This is a genomic window from Geothrix terrae, from assembly GCF_022808775.1.
Taxonomy (GTDB): Bacteria; Acidobacteriota; Holophagae; order Holophagales; family Holophagaceae; genus Geothrix; species Geothrix terrae.
In genome coordinates this window covers 40,173-58,165 of sequence record NZ_JAKZLA010000009.1, presented here as the reverse complement: position 1 = coordinate 58,165, position 17,993 = coordinate 40,173, and the positions used below count along the sequence as shown (strand labels likewise).

Below are 17,993 nucleotides of genomic sequence, written 5' to 3'. Positions count from 1 at the left end.
GGTACGGCGATCCAGCCTAGTCCAATCCTGGAATAAATCGAATCTATTTGTCGGGACAGCCGGTTTATGCGGCTCGATTAGAAACCGACGGGCGCCACCAGGTACTTCCCCTTGGCGTCCCGGCTGACGGTGCCGGCGGGGAACTCGGGGTCGTGCTCGAAGACGCACACCGTGTCTGTGCCGGTCACTTCATCCAGCAGCTTCTGGCGCTCGTTCACGCAGGTGACCACGTCCAGGTCGTAGCCCATGCACCAGGCGGGCTGGATGTGGCGGGCGGTGGGGATGAGGTCCGCCAGATAGACCAGGCGCCGACCGCCGCCCTCGACGATCACGTTCTGCAGGCCCTCGATGTGGCCGGGGGCGGGGCGCACGGAGATGCCGGGCAGCAGCTCGGCGATGCCGTCCACGGTCTCCAGCAGGCCCGCGGCCTCCAGGGGCTCCCAGTTCTGGGGGAGGTAGCTGGCCTTCACGCGCAGGTGCGGGTGCTTCGCGTCCGCGAGATCCTTGGCCTGCACGACGTAGCGGGCGTTGGGGAAGCTGGGGACGGGCTTGCCGTCGGCGCCGAAGCGCGTGCTGCCGCCCGCGTGGTCGAAGTGCAGGTGGGTGAGGATGCAGAGGGTGATGTCCGCCGGCTTCACGCCGTGCTTCGCGAGGTTCGCGTCCAGCACGCCGCGGCCCTCGAACTTGAAGCGGGCCATGAAGTCGTCGCTCTCCTTGTCGCCGTTGCCGTTGTCCACGAGGATGACGTGCCTCCTCCCGCCCACCTCGCCGCGGATCAGCAGGCAGTTGGTGGCCATGAGGATCTGGTTCTCCTCGTCGGCGGGGTAGAGCTTGTTCCACACGACCTTCGGCACGGTGCCGAACATGGCGCCGCCATCCAGCCGGAACGTGCCGCCGCTGACGATCTGGACATCCCAGGGACCGAACTGCATGGAGACTCCTGTTTGAAAACACTCGCGGAGGATGCAGAGGACACGGGGAAGAAAGCCACAGCAGCCTTCCTCTGCGTTCCTCCGCTCTCTCTGCGACCCTCGGCGAGAGTCGTTTGCTTTTCAATCAAATCAGAACGCCAGCACCTTGCGCGCGGCGGCCAGCACCTTGTCGGCGTTGGGGAGGATGGCGCGCTCGAGGATGCGGTTGAAGCCCACGGGCGTGAACTCGGAGCCCACGCGCTCGACGGGCGCGTCCAGCCAGACGAAGCACTCGGAGGCGCAGATGGCCGCCAGCTCGCCGCCGAAGCCGCCGAAGACCTTGTCCTCGTGGGCGATGAGCACGCGGTGCGTCTTCTTGACGGACTTGAGGATGGCGGGCGTGTCCAGAGGGCTGAGGCTGCGGAGGTCGATCACCTCGGCGGACTTGCCTTCCTTCTCCAGCTTGGCGGCGGCTTCCAGGGCGAAGTGGACCGGCGTGCCGTAGGCCAGGATGGTGAGGTCCGTGCCCTCGCGGCGGACGCGAGCCTTGCCGAAGGGCACGGCGAAGTCCGGCGGCACCACGGCCTGGGCCATCTTCGCGTTGTAGAGGAACTTCGGCTCGAGGTAGAGGGTGGTGCCGCGGCTGCGCAGGGCCGTGCGCAGGAGGCCCGCGGCGTCGTCGGCGAAGGCGGGCACCACCACGCGGATGCCGGGCAGGGTGGTGAGCCAGCCTTCGACATTCTGGGAGTGGTAGAGGCCGCCGCCGATGTAGCCGCCGGAGGCCAGGCGGATGGTGACATTGGGGGCGAACTGGCCGTTGCTGCGCCAGTAGTCGTGGCTGCATTCCACGATCTGCTCGGCGGCGGGCCAGATGTAGTCGGCGAACTCGGCGCCCTCCACCACCACGCGGATCTTGTCGTCCAGGCGGGAGAAGCCGTTGGCGGTGCCGACGATGAAGTCCTCGGCGATGGGGGCGTTGAAGACCCGCTTCTCGCCGAACTCCTGCTGCATCCCCTTCGACACGTTGAAGATTCCGCCCTTCTCCTTGTTGGCCATGTCCTGGCCCCAGATGAAGGTGTCGGGGTTGTGGCGGAACTCCTCCTTCAGGGTCTGGTTGAGGGCGGTGATCACGCTGACGGGGCTGCCCTCGGCGTGGTGCGTGCCGTCCGGATACTGCGCGGAGATCCAGCCCTCGGGGATGACGAAGTCGTGGATGGTGGCGGGATCGGGATTCGGCGCGGCCATGGCCTGGTCGTGGGCCGCCAGGTAGCGGGCCTGGTTCTCCGTCTCGATGGCCTTCAGCTCCTCCTCCGCGAGGCCGTGCGCCAGGCAGTAGGCGCGGAAGCGCGGCAGGGGATCCTTGGCCTTGGCCTCGGCCCGCTCCGCGTCGTCGCGGTAGAGCTCGTGGCGGTCCGAGTTCGAGTGGCTGCCGATGCGCACGCACATGGCGTAGACCATGGCCGGGCCCTGGCCGGTGCGGATATGGGCGATGGCCTCCGCCATGGCGCGCATGGAATCCAGGAGGTCCAATCCGTCGCACTTGATGATCTTCAGGTTGGAGTAGCCGCTGAAGTTGTCGCAGATGTAGTCGTTGGCGCTCTGGTCGTGCTTGGGCACGGAGATGCCGTAGCCGTTGTCCTGGACGATGAAGACCACGGGCAGCTGCTCGCGGTCGGCGCCGTTGATGCTCTCGGAGCAGTAGCCCTCGGACAGCGAGGACTCGCCCTGGCTGCAGAACACCACGCTGTCACGGCCGTAGTACTTCACGGCGCGGGCGAGGCCCACGGCGTGCTGGGTGTGGTTGCCCGTGAGGCTGGACACGTTCTGGATGCCGATGGACGGCTTCGCGAAGTGGTTGCTCATGTGGCGGCCGCCGCTGGCGGGGTCGGTGGCCTTGGAGATGCCGTTGAGGATGATCTCCTCGGGCGTGAGGCCCGCGGCGAGGCAGGTCATCATGTCGCGGTAGTAGGGGAACAGGAAATCCTGGCCGGCGCGGAAGGCCAGCCCGGCGGCCAGCTGGATGCCGTCGTGGCCCGCGCAGGGGGCGTGGTACGACCAGCCGATGGCCTGCTTCAGGTAGTTCGGAGCCTTGTCATCCAGGATGCGCCCGAGGTGCATCAGTTCGTACCATCGGGCGAGGTCCTCGCGGCTGGGGGCGCCCGGGCCCTCCAGCGCATTGAGGGCCGCTTTCACCAAGGTCGGAGTTTCCAACATCCACCTCCACGGGGCCGGGTTCCACCGGCTGTGCCAGAGCTTTTCATCTTCCCATGGACCTGCCCGACGGGCCAGCGTGCGTGTCGCCGTTCACCCTCGGCGGTGGCTCCAGATCAGGCTCGTACCCTCGCGATTGGCTTCAGTGAAGGCTTTGCCGACGCGCGTCAAAGCCGACTTCAAGGTCATGTCGTCATCCCCGGGGAACCACAGCGTCGCCCCGGTGGGATGCTCGCCCACGATCCCGCGAAGCCGCGTGAGCAGGACCTCCGCGCCCTCCTCGCTGGTGTGGGGCATGATCAGCAGGTACTGGTCCGCCGACAGCTCGATGAGCAGATCCTCGCCCCGCAGATGGGAGGCGGCGGCGGCCAGGCGGCCGCGGGTGCCCGTCACCAGGGGCTGGGACCAGAGGGCGAGGGCGATGGGTTCCTTGCGGCGGCGGGCCATGAACAGCGAGGCGCGGAGCCAGATGTCGAGGTAGCGGCGGTTGGGCAGGCCGGAGCGGGCGCTCTGGAGGGCACTGTCCTCCACGATGGCGCCGCTGAGCTCCAGCGCGTCCAGGGCCCCCCGGAGCTCCTGCTTCATGCTCTCCGATTCGAGGGTGCGCGCCATGAGGTGTCCCATGGCGCGGATCAGCTCGGTCTCGCCGCGGTCGAAGGTCCTGGGGGCGTGGCACTGGACGCACAGGGTGCCCACCACGTTGTCGCCTTCCTTCAGGGCCACGCCGGAGTAGGCGCGGATGCCGAGTTCCAGGTAGCCGGGGCTCTTGCGCCAGCGCGGTTCCAGCGAGGCGTCCCGGATGGTGAGCGGACGGTCCGGGTGGGTCATCACCCAGGGACAGTAGCCCTTCTCGGGGGCCTCGAAGATGCCGTTCATGCTGGCGCCCTCCGCCACGGCCCACCAGAACACCTCGTAGCCCAGCCCAGTGATCCGGGTGAGCAGGGCGCGGTCCACATTGAGGCGGTCCACCAGCAGGGCGAGGCCATGCTCGAAGAGCCGGGCCGGGTCCTCCCGGCTGGCGTTGAGCAGGTCCGCCAGCGCGGCAAGATGGTTCCCCTTGGCACTGCGACGCTTGACCGCCTTCCCAGGGCTCACGCATGTCTCCAGTCGGTATCCTTAGAGTGCCGGATTTTCCCTGTCACGCAAGAGTCGAGATTGGAAGGAATCTACCAACTCGCCACGCGGAGGCTGGGGCTGATCTCCACTCGGCATGGCCTCCGGCCATGACCGAGGCGCCGTGGGCGGGGAATGGGCCAGGCCTCTGACGGGCCTTTCACCAGCTCACCACGCGGAGGCTGGGACTGATCTCCTCCTGGAGCAGCCCCTCGATGTAGCGCAGGGTGCCGCTGGTGGAGGAGGGGCAGGAGCCGCAGGCGCCGTGGTAGCTGATCTGGAGGGTCTGGCCGTCGAAGGAGATCACCTCCAGGCCGCCGCCATCCCCCGCCAGGCCGGGCCGGATGCGGGAGTCCAGCAGCTGGTTGATGCGCTCCAGCGTCGCGTCCGCGTCGCCGCCCGGCGTCAGCGCCACATCGCCGGTGTCGTTCTCGGGCAGCTTCAGGTCCTCGATGGATTCGCAGATGGGGTCGATGAGATCGGTCCACTCGGCCGAGGGGTCCTTGTTCACGGTGACGAAGCGGTCCATGTAGAACACGGAGGTCACCTTGCCCAGGGCGAAGAGCGCCGAGCCCAGCGGATCGCCCACGGCCGCCCCGAAATCCTTGAAGGACCGGGAGCCGGCCTTGAGAATGGCCGGGTGCACCAGGAACTTCAGGGCATCGGGATTGGGTGTGGGTTCGATGTTGATGACCTTGGGCATGGAAGGCTCCCAGGAAAGTTTACCAAATTCGTCAGGATTTTCGAGGGCCCATACTTGGACCCGGAGATCCCATGACTCGGACGAAGGTCCTCCTGAGCTGGTCCAGCGGCAAGGACGCCGCCTGGACCCTCCACACCCTCCGCCAGGCCGGGGACGTGGAGGTGGTGGGGCTCCTCACCACCACCAATGAGGCCTTCGGGCGGGTGGCCATGCACGCGGTGCGGGAATCCCTGCTGGAGGCCCAGGCCGAGGCCGCGGGGCTGCCCCTCTGGAAGGTGCCGCTGCCCTGGCCATGCCCCAACGAGGCCTACGAGGCCCGCATGGCCCAGGTCTGCGCCGAGGCCGTGGCCGCAGGCATCGGCGCCATGGCCTTCGGGGACCTGTTCCTGGAGGATGTGCGGGACTACCGCATCCAGAAGCTGGCAGGCACGGGCCTGGCGCCCTTGTTCCCCATCTGGGATCCGGATACCGCGGAGGTTTCCCGGACCATGGTGACCGCGGGCCTGAAGGCCACCCTGACCTGCGTGGACCTCCGGGCACTGGATGCCTCCTTCGCGGGCCGGGCCTTCGACGCCGGGTTGCTGGCGGACCTGCCGGCCGGCGTGGATCCCTGTGGGGAACGGGGCGAGTTCCACACCTTCGCCTGGGACGGCCCCATGTTCAGCCATCCGGTGGCGGTCCGACGGGGCGAAGTGGTGGAACGGGACGGGTTCGTCTTCGCGGACCTGGTGCCCGCATGACGTCGCCGCAGCCCACGGGCGCGAGCCTGATGGACCCCGGCCGGCCGCTCATCCTCGTGACCGGCGCCACGGGCTACATCGGTGGACGCCTGGTGCCCCGTCTGCTCGCGGCGGGCCACCGCGTGCGCTGCATGGCGCGCAACCCCGACCGGCTGGCGGGGCGCAGCTGGCCGGGGGTGCAGACGGTGAAGGGGGACGTGAGCGATCCGGCCTCCCTGGCGGTGGCCCTGGAGGGCGTGTCGCAGGCCTACTACCTGGTCCATGCCATGGGCGAGGACCGGCCGGACTTCCGGGACCGGGACCTGGGCCATGCCCTGGTCTTCGCCGCGGCCTGCGCCAAGGCGGGCGTGCAGCGGATCATCTACCTGGGCGGGCTGGGGGATCCGGCGCGCCAGCGCAGCGAGCACTTGGCCAGCCGCCAGGAGGTGGGCGCGGCCCTGGGCTCCACGGGCGTGCCGGTGCTGGAGTTCCGGGCGGCCGTCATCGTGGGCAGCGGCAGCGCCAGCTTCGAGATGATCCGCCACCTGACGGAGCGCCTGCCCGTCATGATCACGCCGCGCTGGGTCAACACCCGCTGCCAGCCCATCGGCGTGCGCAACGTGCTGGGTTACCTGACCGAGGCCCTGGAGCATCCCGATGTGTCGGGCATCTTCGAGATCGGCGGCCGCGACGTCCTCGACTACCGGCGGATGATGCTGGGCTACGCCGAGGCCCGGGGCCTGCGCCGCTACATCCTCCCCATGCGCGTGCCGCTGCCGATCCTGTCGGCCCTGTGGGTGGACCTGGTCACGCCCATCCCGCTGGTTCTGGCCAAGCCCCTCATCGAAGGCATGACCACGGAGGTGGTGGTGCGCGACCCCCGCGCCCTGGAGGTCTTCCGGGTGCGCCCCATGGCCTACAAGGAGGCCCTGGCCCTGGCCCTGCAGCGCCTGGACGAGGACGCGGTGGAGACCACGTGGGCCACGAGCCTCTCCCGCGAGCAGGAGGAGGAGGTCCTGGGTTCCCACGAGGGCATGTTCCTGGAGCGTCACCACCGGCACGTCAAAGCGCGGCCCCACGTGGTGTTCGAGACCTTCTGCGCGCTGGGCGGCGAGAACGGCTGGCCCGCCGGCAACTGGCTGTGGCAGATCCGCGGCTTCCTGGACCGGCTGTTCCGCGGCATGGGCATGCGCCGGGGGCGGCGGCACCCGCGGCAGCTCCGGGTGGGCGATCCCGTGGATTTCTGGCGCGTCGAGGCTGTCGAGGAGGACCGCCTCCTGCGCCTGCGGTCCGAGATGAAGCTGGATGGCCACGCCTGGCTCCAATTCACCGTGCGACCCGAGGGAACGGGCTCGCGCCTGGAGCAGACCGCCTTCTTCGAGCCCCACGGCGTGCTCGGTCTGATCTACTGGTACTCCGTGCTGCCCTTCCACCTCTTCGTGTTCCCCGGCATGATCCGGGCTTTGAAGAAGCGGGCGGAGGCCCATGACAGAATCTGAGGGGTCATGACAAGGCCCCGTGGCGTCTTGTCATGACTTCTCCAGGGAGCCTGACATGTACGACGCGCAACGGGAGGCTTGCCTGGCTGCGGCCCAGGCCGGGGGAAAGGTGCTGCTCGGCTACTTCCGGAAACTCGATCCGGCCACCATCACCGAGAAGACCAAGAACGACATGGTGAGCGAGGCCGATCGCGCCGCCGAGACCGCCATCCACGCCGAGCTGGACTTCCGTTTCCCGCAATACGGTTTTATGGGTGAAGAGGGCGGTGCTTCCGGGGACACCGAGCGCCGCTGGATTGTCGATCCGCTGGACGGCACCCTGAACTTCGTCCAGGGCTTCCCCCACTGGTGCGTGTCCGTGGCCCTGTGGGACGCGGAAGGCCCCGTGGTGGGCTGTGTGCTGGATCCCCTGCGGGAGGACTGCTTCCTGGCCGTGCGTGGGATGGGCGCCACCTGGAATGGCCAGCCCATGCACGTCTCTCAGCAGGAGGGCCTGGATGGTGCCTTCCTCGCAACAGGCTTCGCCTTCCAGCTGGGCGAGCGCTGGCCGACCTTCAACGCCGCCCTGGGTCGCGTCTTTCCGAGGGCCAAGGGCATCCGCCGCGCCGGCAGCGCCGCCCTGGACCTAGCCCACGTGGCCTGCGGCATCTTCGACGGCTACTTCGAGCTGGGCCTCAAGCCCTGGGACCTCGCCGCCGGCGCCCTGCTGGTGCAGGAGGCCGGCGGCGTGATCACCGATTGGAACGGTGGGCAGGGCTGGTTCCAGAGCGGGAACCTGGTGGTGGGCACCCGGGGCGTGGCGCAGGATCTGCTGGAGACTCTGGAGGGCTGAGCGACTTCGCGGGAAGGCGTGATGTAAGCGGAGGGCGGCCGAGGAACAGAGAAAAGCGGAGGAAAAGCAACCCAGAAACCTTTTCTCCGCTTTCCTCAGCTTCTCTGTCCTCCTCCGCTTATCGGATTCTTTTCGACTGACGAACGGCTACGCCTCGCCCTTGGCCCGCCGGCTGTAGACGACGACGTAGAGGCACAGGGCCACGAGGGCGGCGAGGCCCAGCCACTCGCCCAGGGCCCCTTCGGCCTGGTGGGTGCTGAGGAGGGGGAAGCCCTCGGTCCACTTGAGCTTCACGAAGCTGGCCACCACGCCCATGATGGCGCCGCCGGCCATGAGGCCGCTGGCGATGAGGACGCCGCGGTTCTCCCGGGCCTTGGCGTCGGCTTCGCTGGTACCGGGCTTGGCCCGGTTCACCAGGTGCGCCAGGATGCCGCCCAGGAAGAGGGGCGTGTTCAGCTCGATGGGCAGGTACATGCCCAGCGCGAAGCCCAGGGCGGGCAGCTCCACCATGCGCAGCACGAGGGAGAGCATGACGCCGAGGCCGAAGGCGTACCAGCGCAGGGGCATGGACACGGTGCCGAAGATGCCTTCGAGGATGGCCTTCATGGCGCTGGCCTGGGGCGCCGGGATGGAGGTGCCCAGGGCCATGGTGCCGTCCAGGTTCACCTGCTTGGCCATGAGCCACATGGCGATGCCCGTGAAGAGGGCCGCCACGAAGGTGCCCACGAACTTCCAGCCGATCTGGCGCGCGGGCGTGGCCCCGATCCAGTGGCCGATCTTGAGGTCGGTGCTGAAGGCGCCGGAGGCCGCCAGGGCCGTGCAGACGATGCCGCCCACCATCATGGTGAGGAACATGCCGTAGCCGCCGGTGAAGTTCAGCCTCAGCATCAGCACGCCGGTGATGACGAGGGTCAGCATGGTCATGCCGCTGATGGGGTTGGTGCCGATGGTGGCGATGGCCCGGGCGGCGACGGGGGCGAAGAAGAAGGAGATGACCATCACCACGAGGGTGGCGATGAGGGCCGGCACCAGGGCCTGCTTGATGCCGAGGCCGAAACTGAGGAAGGCCATCGTGCCCACCATGCTGGTGACGAGGCCCACGGCGATCATGGAGCCCGCCAGGCTGCGCTCCGTGCGGATGGCGGCCTTGGGGGACTCGGCGGCCGCGTCCCGGTTCATGAGGGCCTTCATGTTGCTGATGATGCTGCGGATCATGTTGGGCATGGAGGCCAGCACGCCCATGACGCCCGCGCCCGCGATGGCGCCCACGCCGATGATGCGCACGTAGGCGAAGAAGACCTGCTCGGGCGTCATGTCGGCGATGAGCTTGGCGCCCGGCGGCACGATCACCGGCACATGCTGGCCGATGGCGTGGAAGAGGGGCACCAGCACGAACATGCTGAAGAAGGAGCCGGCAGCGATGACGGCGGAATAGCGCAGGCCGATGATGTAGCCGATACCCAGCGTGGCCGCGCTGTTCAGGAAGTTGAAGCTCATGAACTTGTCGCGCAGGGCGCGGCCCACCCAGACGTGGTCGAGGCGCAGGTATTCGCCCATGCCGCGGAAGATCGAGGTGATGCCGTCGTACAGGGCGCCGATGCCGGCGGCGATGGCCAGCTCCTTGGCCTGGTTGCCGGCCTTCTCGCCGGTCACGAGGATCTCGGCGGTGGCGGTGGCCTCGGGCCAGGGGAAGATGCCGTGGTTCTCCACCATGAAGTGGTGGCGCAGGGGCACCAGGAACAGGATGCCGATGCAGCCGCCCAGGAAGCTCACCAGCACCACCTGCCACAGCGTGGGCGTGGGCACGCCGCTGCCGGGCGTCTGGGCCAGGATGTAGAGGGCGGGGATGGTGAAGGCCGCGCCGCTGACCACATGGCTGCTGTTGGCGCCGATGCTCTGGACGATGACGTTCTCCAGGATCGTGTTCTTGCGGGGGAAGAAGCGCGAGAGGCCCACGGCCAGGATGGCGATGGGGATGGCGGCCTCGATGCCCTGGCCCAGCTTCAGGGCCAGGTAGGCGGCGGCCATGCTGAAGATGGCGCAGAAGATGAGGCCCATGGTGATGGCCCGGGGCGTGGTCTCCGGCACGCCGTCCTGGGGGACGAGGGGGACGTAGCTCTCGCCGGGAGACAGGGCGCGCCGGGCGTTCGCCGGCAGGCCCTTGATCTCCTGGGGTTCGGATCCGTGGGACATGGAGGCTCCTGGGGTTCAGGCCATGGAAGGGCAAAGACTCACGCAGAGATCGCGGAGACTGGCGGAGATTGCGGAGAAAAGAAACATGGCTGTCTCCTCTGGGTTCTCCGCTTTCTCTGCGATCTCCGCGAGTGTTTTTCAGCTGGGGTAGGACTCAAGCACGGATGCCACCACGCGCCGCGACAGGCCGTGGTAGCCGGGACTGGCGGCGGCGAAGATCTCGCGGGCCAGGGCGCGGGTGCGGGCGTGCTGGCCCAGGGCGCCGTAGAGGGGCCGCAGGTACTTCATGCGGCCCACGCGGATCAGCACCTCGCGGATGCGCGGGAAGGCCGGCTCGTAGTCGGCGGCCGCGGCCAAGGTGAGCCACTCCACGAGGATCTCGTGGTTGCCGCGATCCATCAGCTTGAAGTGCGCGTCCAGCCAGGCGCAGTCGGCCTGGGTGAGCTGCCGGGGCAGCTTCTGGAGGTAGACCAGCAGCTCCGAAGGCGTCCAGGCCGCGATCTGGGCCTCGGTGGGTCGCTGACCTCCCCCCCATCCTTCCGCCAGGGCCGTGAGGCCATCCAGCTGGGCGCTGTGGAACTGGGGCGCCGTGGCGGGCATCCCGGGCTCGCCCAGATAGGCGGTGGCGTTCACGGCCGCCAGGGCGCCGGGCAGCTTCTCGCCCACGAAGGCGCAGAACTGCTCGGTGGTGATGGACGTGAAGCGGAAGGCGTCCATGTACTCGCGGAGGAAGCGCTGGAAGCGCGCCTCGCCCACCTCGCGCTCCAGGGCGGCCACCAGGCGCGCGCCCTTCTCGTAGGGGATGCTGGAGAAGGCGTCGTCGGGATCGATGCCCTCGAGGTGCATCCGCAGCACCGTGAGGTGGGGCTCCTTCTTGAAGCGCTCCAGGCTGTCCTCCAGGGCCTTCTGGCCCGTCGCCCAGCCCAGGGCCGCGGCGTCGTCCCCGTGGAGGGTGCGCAGGATCTTGCGCTCGGCCCAGACGGTGAAACCCTCGTTCAGCCAGAAGTGCTCCATGCTGGCGTTGGTGACGAGGTTGCCGGTCCAGCTGTGGGCCAGCTCATGGGCCACCACGTCCACCAGGCTGCGGTCCCCCGCCAGCAGGGTGGGCGTGAGGAAGGTCATGCGGGGGTTCTCCATGCCGCCGTAGGGGAAGGAAGGCGGCAGCACGAGCATGTCGTAGCGGTCCCAGGGATAGGGCCCGAAGAGGCCCTCGGCCTTGACGATCATCTCCTCCACGCCCGCGAACTCCCAGGCGGCGGCTTCCACCGTCTCGGGCTCCGCCCACACGCGGCTGCGGGGGCTCAGGTCGCGGGACTCCAGGCGCCCCACGGCCAGGGCCAGCAGGTAGCTGGGGATGGGCTGGGGCATGGTGAAGCGGAAGACGTGGCGGCCATCGCCGGTGGCCTCATCGCCGTCCGGGCCCGCGGACATCACGGCCGTGAGACCCTCCGGCACGGTGACTTCCGCCTGGTAGGAGACGCGCGCGATGGGCGTGTCCTGGCAGGGCACCATGGTGCGGGCGTGGATCTGCTGACACTGGCTGAAGAGGTAGGGCGCCACCTTGCCCTCGGTCTGCTGCGGATCCAGCCACTGGAGGGCCATGGCGTCTGGGGCCGTCCGGTAGCGGATGGCCACCTCCTGCGTGCCCGCGGGCGCCGTCACCCGCAGGCGGCTGCCCAGGATGGGATCGGCTTCCCCCAGCTCCCAGGGGAGGGACCCCTTGCCCGGCGCGTCCACCGCGAGGATCTCCAGCCCCTTGGTGTCCAGGTCCAGCGGGCCCGACACCGGGCCGCCGAACTCCAGCACGACCTCCCCAGCGATGCGCTTGGCGGCGAAGTCCACCTCCAGCTTCAGGCGAAGCCGCCGGGCCTTCGGTTGGGCAGCATCGTAGTGGGAATGCGGATCAGGGCGGTGCATGGGGACCTCGGGAGACCGGCCATCATCCCACGGGGTATGGATTGGCAAGCGTCACAACTAGGAGGCCCCGCGAGCGGGGCCTCCTAGCTGAAAATTGCAGGTTTTCAGACCTTCCGGGCCTATTCCTCGTCCGGCGCCAACCCCTCCACCTTCCGCATCTTGATGGTGTCGCCGTGGTCCTTGACGATGCAGCGAAGCCAGTCCTCGGGGGCCTTGGGATGGGTGACCTCGCCCTTCCCGTTGCGGACGTTGCCGTCCAGGTACTTCCAGATGAGGGATTCGCCCAGCTTTTTCCAGCGGCCCATCAGTTCCTCGGAGTTGGCGGCGGCGCGCTGGGTGAGGTAGGCCTGGGCCTGGGCGGGATCCTGCTTGTAGAGTTCCAGGGCCTTGCGGTCCACCTCCGCCTGGTCGGCCAGATAGCGGCCTTCGAGCTCCTGCTGCACCTTCTGGACGTCCACGATCATGTCGCTCCAGCGGGTGTAGGTGTAGTTGCTGACGAAGTTGAAAGTCCAGAACGCGCTGTCCCAGCTGAAGGAATCGAAGTTGCCCGTGCCGATGGCGAAGGCCTTGGGGGGCGCCGTGATGGCGCAGGAGATGGGCTGGTAGACCGTGGTGTAGGTGTCGTCCACGCCGAACCAGAGGACACCGCCCACGGGACCGGGCATCCAGCCGCGGGCCTGGCTCACGAAGGAGAAGCCGGTCTGCTGGGTGCTGATGGCGCGCTCGTGGAGGTACTCCTGGCCGTCCACCTTCCAGGTCATGGGTCGCCAGCGGTAGGGCAGCTTGTAGGGACCGGCGCCCACGTCCTTGGTCATGTCGAACTCGGTGCCCTCGAAGTGGTCGCGCATGAGCTGCATGACGTCATGCACGCTCAGTTTTTGGTCGGGCTTGATGAAGAGCGGCATGGGCTTGGCGCCCTTCACGGCCTTGACGTAGTCGATGGAGAGGTTCTGGCTGGGCGCGGCGCGGCGGAACAGGCTCCACACGCGGGCCTCGCAGGCGCGCAGGGCCCCGAAGGTGAGGGGCGCGTAGGTGTCGGCGAAGCTGAAGTCCTTGTCCGCCCCCTTGAAGTAGCCCTTCTCGCGGGCGAAGGGGATGAGGTCCTTGCTGTAGATGGCGGTGCTGGGGTCGTTCAGGGGGAACTGGCGGATGCGGGACTGGTTGGCGTGGGCGCTGATGGTGCCGTCCGGCAGGTGGTAGGCCACCCAGAGGGCGCCCGTCTGCCCCTTGCCCTTGCCGATCATCTCGAGGATCCAGACTTCGTTGGGATCTGCGATGGAGAAGCTCTCGCCCTCGGAGGCGTAGCCGTACTGCTCGGCGAGGGTGGTCATCACCTGGATGGCCTCGCGGGCGGTCTTCGCGCGCTCCAGGCCGATGTAGATGAGGCTGCCGTAGTCGATGATGCCGCTGGGGACCTGCAGCTCCTTGCGGCCGCCGAAGGTGGTCTCGGCGATGGTGACCTGGTGCTCGTTCATGTTGCCGACACGGGTGTAGGTCACGGGGGCTTCGGGGATGCTGCCGAGGACCTTGCCCGTGTCGAAGGTGAAGCCGCTGTCCCACTCCCGGATCACGCGCACCTCGCCGGGGCTGTGCTTGCCGCCGGGCTTGAAGTAGAGCTCGCCATAGAGCGTGTGGCTGTCGGCGGCATAGGTGATCATCGTCGACCCATCCTTGGTCGCGCCCTTGGTCACGAGCAGGTTGGTGCAGGCGTCCAGGGCCGCGCCGGCGGTCAGGAGGGTGGCAAGGAGGACGAGGGGGCGGATGCGCATGGAGATCCTTTGGAAATCGGGACGAAAGGGCGATGCTACCAGATGGCCGGCCGGTCCTTCTCGGGCCGTTTCATGGGGTCGCCGTCCTGGCAGCCGAAGGCCTCGTAGAACTCCGGCAGGTTGGAGAGCGGGCCATTCACGCGGAACTTCGCCGGGCTGTGGGGATCGGTCACGGTCCGGAGGCGCAAGGCCTCCTCGCGCGTGAGGGTGCGCCAGGTCTCGGCGTAGCCCAGGAAGAACCGCTGACCAGGCGTGAAGCCGCCGATTTTGCCCACGGGAGGTTTACCCTTCTGGCTCAGCTTCCAGGCGTCCCACGCGATCTTGAGGCCGCCCAGGTCGGCGATGTTCTCGCCCAGGGTGAGCTTCCCGTTGAGGTGGAGACCGGGCAGGGGCTCGAAGGCATCGAACTGCTTCACCACCAGCTCGGCGCGTTCGTTGTAGGCCTTCTCGTCCTCGGGGGTCCACCAGCTCTTGAGGTTGCCGTCGGCGTCGAACTGGCGGCCTTCGTCGTCGAAGCCGTGGGTCATCTCGTGGCCGATGGTGGCGCCGATGTTCCCGTAGTTCACCGCGTCGTCGGCCGTCGCGTCGAAGTAGGGGGGCTGGAGGATGCCCGCCGGGAAGACGATCTCATTCATGGTGGGGCTGTAGTAGGCGTTGTTGGTCTGCGGCGTCATGCTCCACTCGTTGCGGTCGATGGGGCCGCCGAGCTTCGCGAGGCGCCGCTGGAACTCGAAGCGGCGGGTCTCCAGGAGGTTGAGCACGTACGGCTGCCGCTTGACTTCGAGCCGGGTGTAGTCGCGCCAGACATCCGGATAGCCGATCTTCACCCGCATGGCGGCCAGCTTCTGACGGGCCTTGGCCTTGGTCGGGCCGCTCATCCACGCGAGGCCGTCGATGCGGGTCTTCAGGGCCGTGCGGAGGTTCTCCACCATCTCCAGCACCTTGGCCTTGCTGCTGGCAGGGAAGGCGCGCTGGACGTAGAGCTTGCCCAGGGCCTCGCCCAGGCCGCGGTCCGCGGCGGACATCACGCGCTTCCAGCGGGGATGCTGGGCGGTGGTGCCCTGGAGCTTTGTGCCGTAGAAGGCGAAGGAGGCCTGCTCGAAGGCCTTGGGCAGGCCCGGGGCGGCGTCGTTGAGAAGCGTCCAGCGCAGGTACGTGCGCCACTGGTCGGCGGGGACCTCCTGGATCATGCGGCCCAGCTCGGCCATGAAGGCGGGCTGGCGCACCACGAAGCGGTCCGGCGCAGGAGCTGCCAGGGCCTTCAGGTAGAGCTCCGTGGGGAACCCGGGCGCGGCAGCCTTGAGCTGGGCGGGCGTCATGGCGTGGTAGACGGCGTTGGGATCCCGCTGCTCCACCCGGGTCATGCTGGCCTTGGCGAGGCGCGTCTCCAGGTCGAGGATGCGGTCGGCATCCCCGGCCTGAAAGCCGGCCATGGCCATCATCTTCGCGACATAGGCGCGGTAGGCGGCGAGGAGCTCTTTCGACTTGGGGTCGTCCTTCAGGTAGTAATCCCGGTCCGGAAGGCCGAGGCCGTCCTGGGCGAGCACCATGGAATAGCGGCTGCTCTCCTTGTCGTCCTGCTCGACGCCGAAATAGAAGCCCGCGAAGGCGCCCAGCCGGTGCAGGTCCGCCAGCACGGCCACCAGGGAGGCCGCGTCCTTCACGCCGTCGATGCGCGCGAACAGCGGAGCCAGGGGCTTGAGCCCCGCGGCCTCGATGCCCGCCTCGTCCATCCCGCTGGCATAGAAGTCCCCGACCTTCCGGGTCTCGGAACCCGGGGCGGCCTTGGCGGCCGCCGCGGATTCCATGATCTCCCGCAGGATCTGGTGGGTCCGGGTGTCGATCTCCTGGTCCACGCCGTAGCGCTCGTATTCGGCGGGGATGGTCGTGCGCTTGGCCCAGCCGCCCACGGCGTACTGGAAGAAGTCCTGGCAGGGCTTCACGGTGGGGTCGAGGTTCGCCGGGTTGAAGCCCTTGTAGGGCAGTTGGGCCGAGAGTGGCGCCATCAGCGCCAATACGAGCAGTACAGAGCGGTTCTTCATACCATTCCCTTATTTTCTATCTCCGGAATGCGCGGCATTCCGGAGCATGGATCACCAGATGGCCGGCCGCACCTTGACGTCCCGCTTCATGGGCTGGCCATCGGTGCAGCCGAAGGCGTCGTAGAACTCCGGCAGGTTGGACAGGGGGCCGATCACGCGCTCCCGGCCGGGGCTGTGGGGATCGGTCTTGAGGCGCACGGAGAGGGCGGCCTCGCGGATGTGGTTGCGCCACACGGCCGCGGCGCCCAGGAAGAAGCGCTGGGGGCCGGTGAAGCCGTCGATGGACGCCGGGGCGGGCTTGCCCTTGAGGCTGTTCTGGTAGGCCGCGAAGGCGATCTTGAGACCGCCGATGTCGGCGATGTTCTCGCCCAAGGTGAGCTTGCCGTTGACGTGCTCACCCTTGATGGGCTCGTAGGCGTCGTACTGCTTCACCACCAGGTCCGTGCGGGACTGATAGGCCTTCTTGTCCGCCTCGGTCCACCAGTTCTTGAGGTTGCCTTCCGCGTCGAACTGGCTCCCGCTGTCGTCGAAGCCGTGGGTCATCTCGTGGCCGATGACGTAGCCCAGGGCGCCGTAGTTCACCGCGTCGTCAGCCTTGGCGTCGAAGAAGGGCGGCTGGAGGATGCCCGCCGGGAACACGATCTCGTTCATGGTGGGGCTGTAGTAGGCGTTCACGGTGGGCGGCGTCATGCCCCACTCCGTGCGGTCGATGGGCTTGCCGAGCTTCTTGAGGTTCTCCTGGACGCGGAAGGCGGCGGCACGGCGCACGTTGCCGAAGAAGTCGTCCCGCTTCACGTCGAAGGCGTAGGTCTTCCACTTGTCCGGGTAGCCGATCTTCACGCCGAAGGCATTGAGCTTCGTGAGGGCCTGCTGCTTGGTCTCGGGGCTCATCCAGTCCAGGTTCGTGATGCGCTCCCGCAGGGCGACGCGGAGGTTCTCCACCAGCTCCAGGACCTTCTTCTTGGATTCGGGGGGGAAGGCCACCTTCACGTAGAGCTGGCCCAGGGCCTCGCCCAGGGTGCCGTCCGTCATGGCCTCGATGCGCTTGGCGCGGGGCTCCCGCTCGGGCGTGCCGTTCAGGACCTTGCCGTGGAAGGCGAAGGCCTCTTCGCCGAAGGCCTTGGGCAGCAGGTTGGCGGTGGCGCTGAGGGCATGCCAGCGCAGGTAGGTGCGCCACTGGGGGGCAGGCACCTCGGAGGCCAGCTTGCCGAAGGCCTGGAAGAAGGAGGGCTGGCTGAGGTTCAGGTCGGCGAGCTTCACGCCGCGGGCCGCGAAATAGGCCTTCCAGTCGAAGCCGGGGGCTTCGGTCGCCACCTGGTCGAGGGTGCGCTTGTTGTAGGTCTTCTGGGGGTTCCGCAGCTCCACGCGGGTCCACTGGGCCTGGGCCAGGCGGGTCTCCAGATCCAGCACGACCTTGGCGCGGACCCGGGCGAGGTCCGGCGCGTCGCCGGTCAACTCCAGCATCTTGGCGATGTGGGCCTCGTACTTGGCGCGGATGTCCCGGCTGCGGGCGTCATCCTTCAGGTAGTAGTCGCGGTCGGGCAGACCCGTGCCGCCCTGGCCCAGGTAGCCCAGGTACTGGGTGGAGGCTTTGGCGTCCTGCCGCACGAAGAAGCCGAAGCCGCCGGGCAGGCCCTGGGCGTGCAGCTTCGCCAGCAGGGCGGGGAGCTGCTTCGTGTCCTTGAGGCCGTCGATGGTGGCGAAGATCGGCTTCATGGGTGCCAGGCCGCGCGCCTCGATGGCGCCCTCGTTCATGCCCGAGGCGTAGAAATCGCCCACCTTCTGCTGGACGCTGCCCTTGGCCCAGGTGGTCTTCGTGCTGGTCTCGTTCAGGATCTTATGGAGGATGGCGCGGTTGCGTTCGCTCAGCTCTTCCATGGCGCCGTAGCGGGACTTGTCCGCCGGCAGGCTGTGGGACTTGAGCCAGCCGCCGTTGGCGAACCGGTAGAAGTCGTCGCAGGGCTTCACGGTGGTGTCCAGGTTGGCCGGATCGACGCCGGGCTTGGGCTGGGCCACCAGGGAGAAGGCCGCAAGGCCCAGGCAAAGGCCGAGGGAGGCGCGCAGGGAGGAAGCCATGAATAACC

General features: G+C 68.1%; 12 protein-coding genes. 3 read left to right on the top strand and 9 right to left on the bottom strand.

Annotated features, from left to right (window positions below):
- Window positions 1–77: 77 nt before the first annotated feature.
- The 4 genes from MLE42_RS15025 to MLE42_RS15010 form a co-directional block, all read right to left on the bottom strand.
- Window positions 78–932 (bottom strand): MBL fold metallo-hydrolase, encoded by an 855-nt coding sequence (locus MLE42_RS15025; RefSeq protein ID WP_243288692.1) that lies wholly within the window; start codon window positions 930–932, stop codon window positions 78–80.
- 129 nt (window positions 933–1,061) lie between these two features.
- Window positions 1,062–3,029, bottom strand: coding sequence for an alpha-ketoacid dehydrogenase subunit alpha/beta (locus MLE42_RS15020; RefSeq protein ID WP_420843104.1), 1,968 nt, complete (start codon window positions 3,027–3,029; stop codon window positions 1,062–1,064).
- 186 nt (window positions 3,030–3,215) lie between these two features.
- Entirely contained in the window at window positions 3,216–4,217 is a 1,002-nt protein-coding gene (locus MLE42_RS15015; RefSeq protein WP_243288690.1) for a GAF domain-containing protein, read from the bottom strand.
- A gap of 178 nt (window positions 4,218–4,395) precedes the next feature.
- Window positions 4,396–4,938 carry a NifU family protein gene (locus MLE42_RS15010; RefSeq protein ID WP_243288689.1) on the bottom strand — a complete coding sequence of 181 codons (543 nt, stop codon included), beginning with the start codon at window positions 4,936–4,938 and terminating at the stop codon, window positions 4,396–4,398.
- A gap of 71 nt (window positions 4,939–5,009) precedes the next feature.
- Between MLE42_RS15010 and MLE42_RS15005 the strand changes: the two genes are divergently transcribed.
- Genes MLE42_RS15005 through MLE42_RS14995 form a run of 3 tightly spaced genes read left to right on the top strand, consistent with a single transcriptional unit; the run spans window position 5,010 to window position 7,988 of the window.
- Complete coding sequence (locus tag MLE42_RS15005; protein WP_243288688.1) at window positions 5,010–5,678, top strand: adenine nucleotide alpha hydrolase; 669 nt, start codon at window positions 5,010–5,012, stop codon at window positions 5,676–5,678.
- On the top strand, window positions 5,675–7,156 hold the full coding sequence (locus tag MLE42_RS15000; RefSeq protein ID WP_243288687.1) for an SDR family oxidoreductase: 1,482 nt from the start codon (window positions 5,675–5,677) through the stop codon (window positions 7,154–7,156). Before MLE42_RS15005 ends, MLE42_RS15000 begins: the two co-directional genes overlap by 4 nt.
- 55 nt (window positions 7,157–7,211) lie before the next feature.
- Window positions 7,212–7,988: an inositol monophosphatase family protein gene (locus MLE42_RS14995; protein WP_243288686.1), complete on the top strand. Its 777-nt coding sequence runs from the start codon at window positions 7,212–7,214 to the stop codon at window positions 7,986–7,988.
- A 147-nt stretch (window positions 7,989–8,135) separates the two neighbouring features.
- Here the strand turns inward: MLE42_RS14995 and MLE42_RS14990 are convergent, their stop codons facing one another.
- The 5 genes from MLE42_RS14990 to MLE42_RS14970 form a co-directional block, all read right to left on the bottom strand.
- Window positions 8,136–10,181: an OPT family oligopeptide transporter gene (locus MLE42_RS14990; protein ID WP_243288685.1), complete on the bottom strand. Its 2,046-nt coding sequence runs from the start codon at window positions 10,179–10,181 to the stop codon at window positions 8,136–8,138.
- Window positions 10,182–10,319: 138 nt separating this feature from the next.
- Window positions 10,320–12,098, bottom strand: coding sequence for a M1 family metallopeptidase (locus MLE42_RS14985; RefSeq protein WP_243288684.1), 1,779 nt, complete (start codon window positions 12,096–12,098; stop codon window positions 10,320–10,322).
- Between the two features lie 119 nt (window positions 12,099–12,217).
- Entirely contained in the window at window positions 12,218–13,867 is a 1,650-nt protein-coding gene (locus tag MLE42_RS14980) for a dipeptidase (protein ID WP_243288683.1), read from the bottom strand.
- Window positions 13,868–13,902: 35 nt separating this feature from the next.
- Window positions 13,903–15,909, bottom strand: a complete 2,007-nt coding sequence (locus MLE42_RS14975) for a M13 family metallopeptidase (RefSeq protein WP_243288682.1) — start codon at window positions 15,907–15,909, stop codon at window positions 13,903–13,905.
- A gap of 51 nt (window positions 15,910–15,960) precedes the next feature.
- On the bottom strand, window positions 15,961–17,985 hold the full coding sequence (locus tag MLE42_RS14970) for a M13 family metallopeptidase (protein ID WP_243288681.1): 2,025 nt from the start codon (window positions 17,983–17,985) through the stop codon (window positions 15,961–15,963).
- Between the last annotated feature and the right edge of the window lie 8 nt (window positions 17,986–17,993).

What these genes read in the sequence shown, in the direction of transcription:
- MLE42_RS15025 (WP_243288692.1), bottom strand. Translation starts at nt 932, where the DNA reads ATGCAGTTCGGTCCCTGGGATGTCCAGATCGTCAGCGGCGGCACGTTC.
- MLE42_RS15020 (WP_420843104.1), bottom strand. Translation starts at nt 3,029, where the DNA reads ATGCACCTCGGGCGCATCCTGGATGACAAGGCTCCGAACTACCTGAAG.
- MLE42_RS15010 (WP_243288689.1), bottom strand. Translation starts at nt 4,938, where the DNA reads ATGCCCAAGGTCATCAACATCGAACCCACACCCAATCCCGATGCCCTG.
- MLE42_RS15005 (WP_243288688.1), top strand. Translation starts at nt 5,010, where the DNA reads ATGACTCGGACGAAGGTCCTCCTGAGCTGGTCCAGCGGCAAGGACGCC.
- MLE42_RS15000 (WP_243288687.1), top strand. Translation starts at nt 5,675, where the DNA reads ATGACGTCGCCGCAGCCCACGGGCGCGAGCCTGATGGACCCCGGCCGG.
- MLE42_RS14995 (WP_243288686.1), top strand. Translation starts at nt 7,212, where the DNA reads ATGTACGACGCGCAACGGGAGGCTTGCCTGGCTGCGGCCCAGGCCGGG.
- MLE42_RS14990 (WP_243288685.1), bottom strand. Translation starts at nt 10,181, where the DNA reads ATGTCCCACGGATCCGAACCCCAGGAGATCAAGGGCCTGCCGGCGAAC.
- MLE42_RS14985 (WP_243288684.1), bottom strand. Translation starts at nt 12,098, where the DNA reads ATGCACCGCCCTGATCCGCATTCCCACTACGATGCTGCCCAACCGAAG.
- MLE42_RS14980 (WP_243288683.1), bottom strand. Translation starts at nt 13,867, where the DNA reads ATGCGCATCCGCCCCCTCGTCCTCCTTGCCACCCTCCTGACCGCCGGC.
- MLE42_RS14975 (WP_243288682.1), bottom strand. Translation starts at nt 15,909, where the DNA reads ATGAAGAACCGCTCTGTACTGCTCGTATTGGCGCTGATGGCGCCACTC.
- MLE42_RS14970 (WP_243288681.1), bottom strand. Translation starts at nt 17,985, where the DNA reads ATGGCTTCCTCCCTGCGCGCCTCCCTCGGCCTTTGCCTGGGCCTTGCG.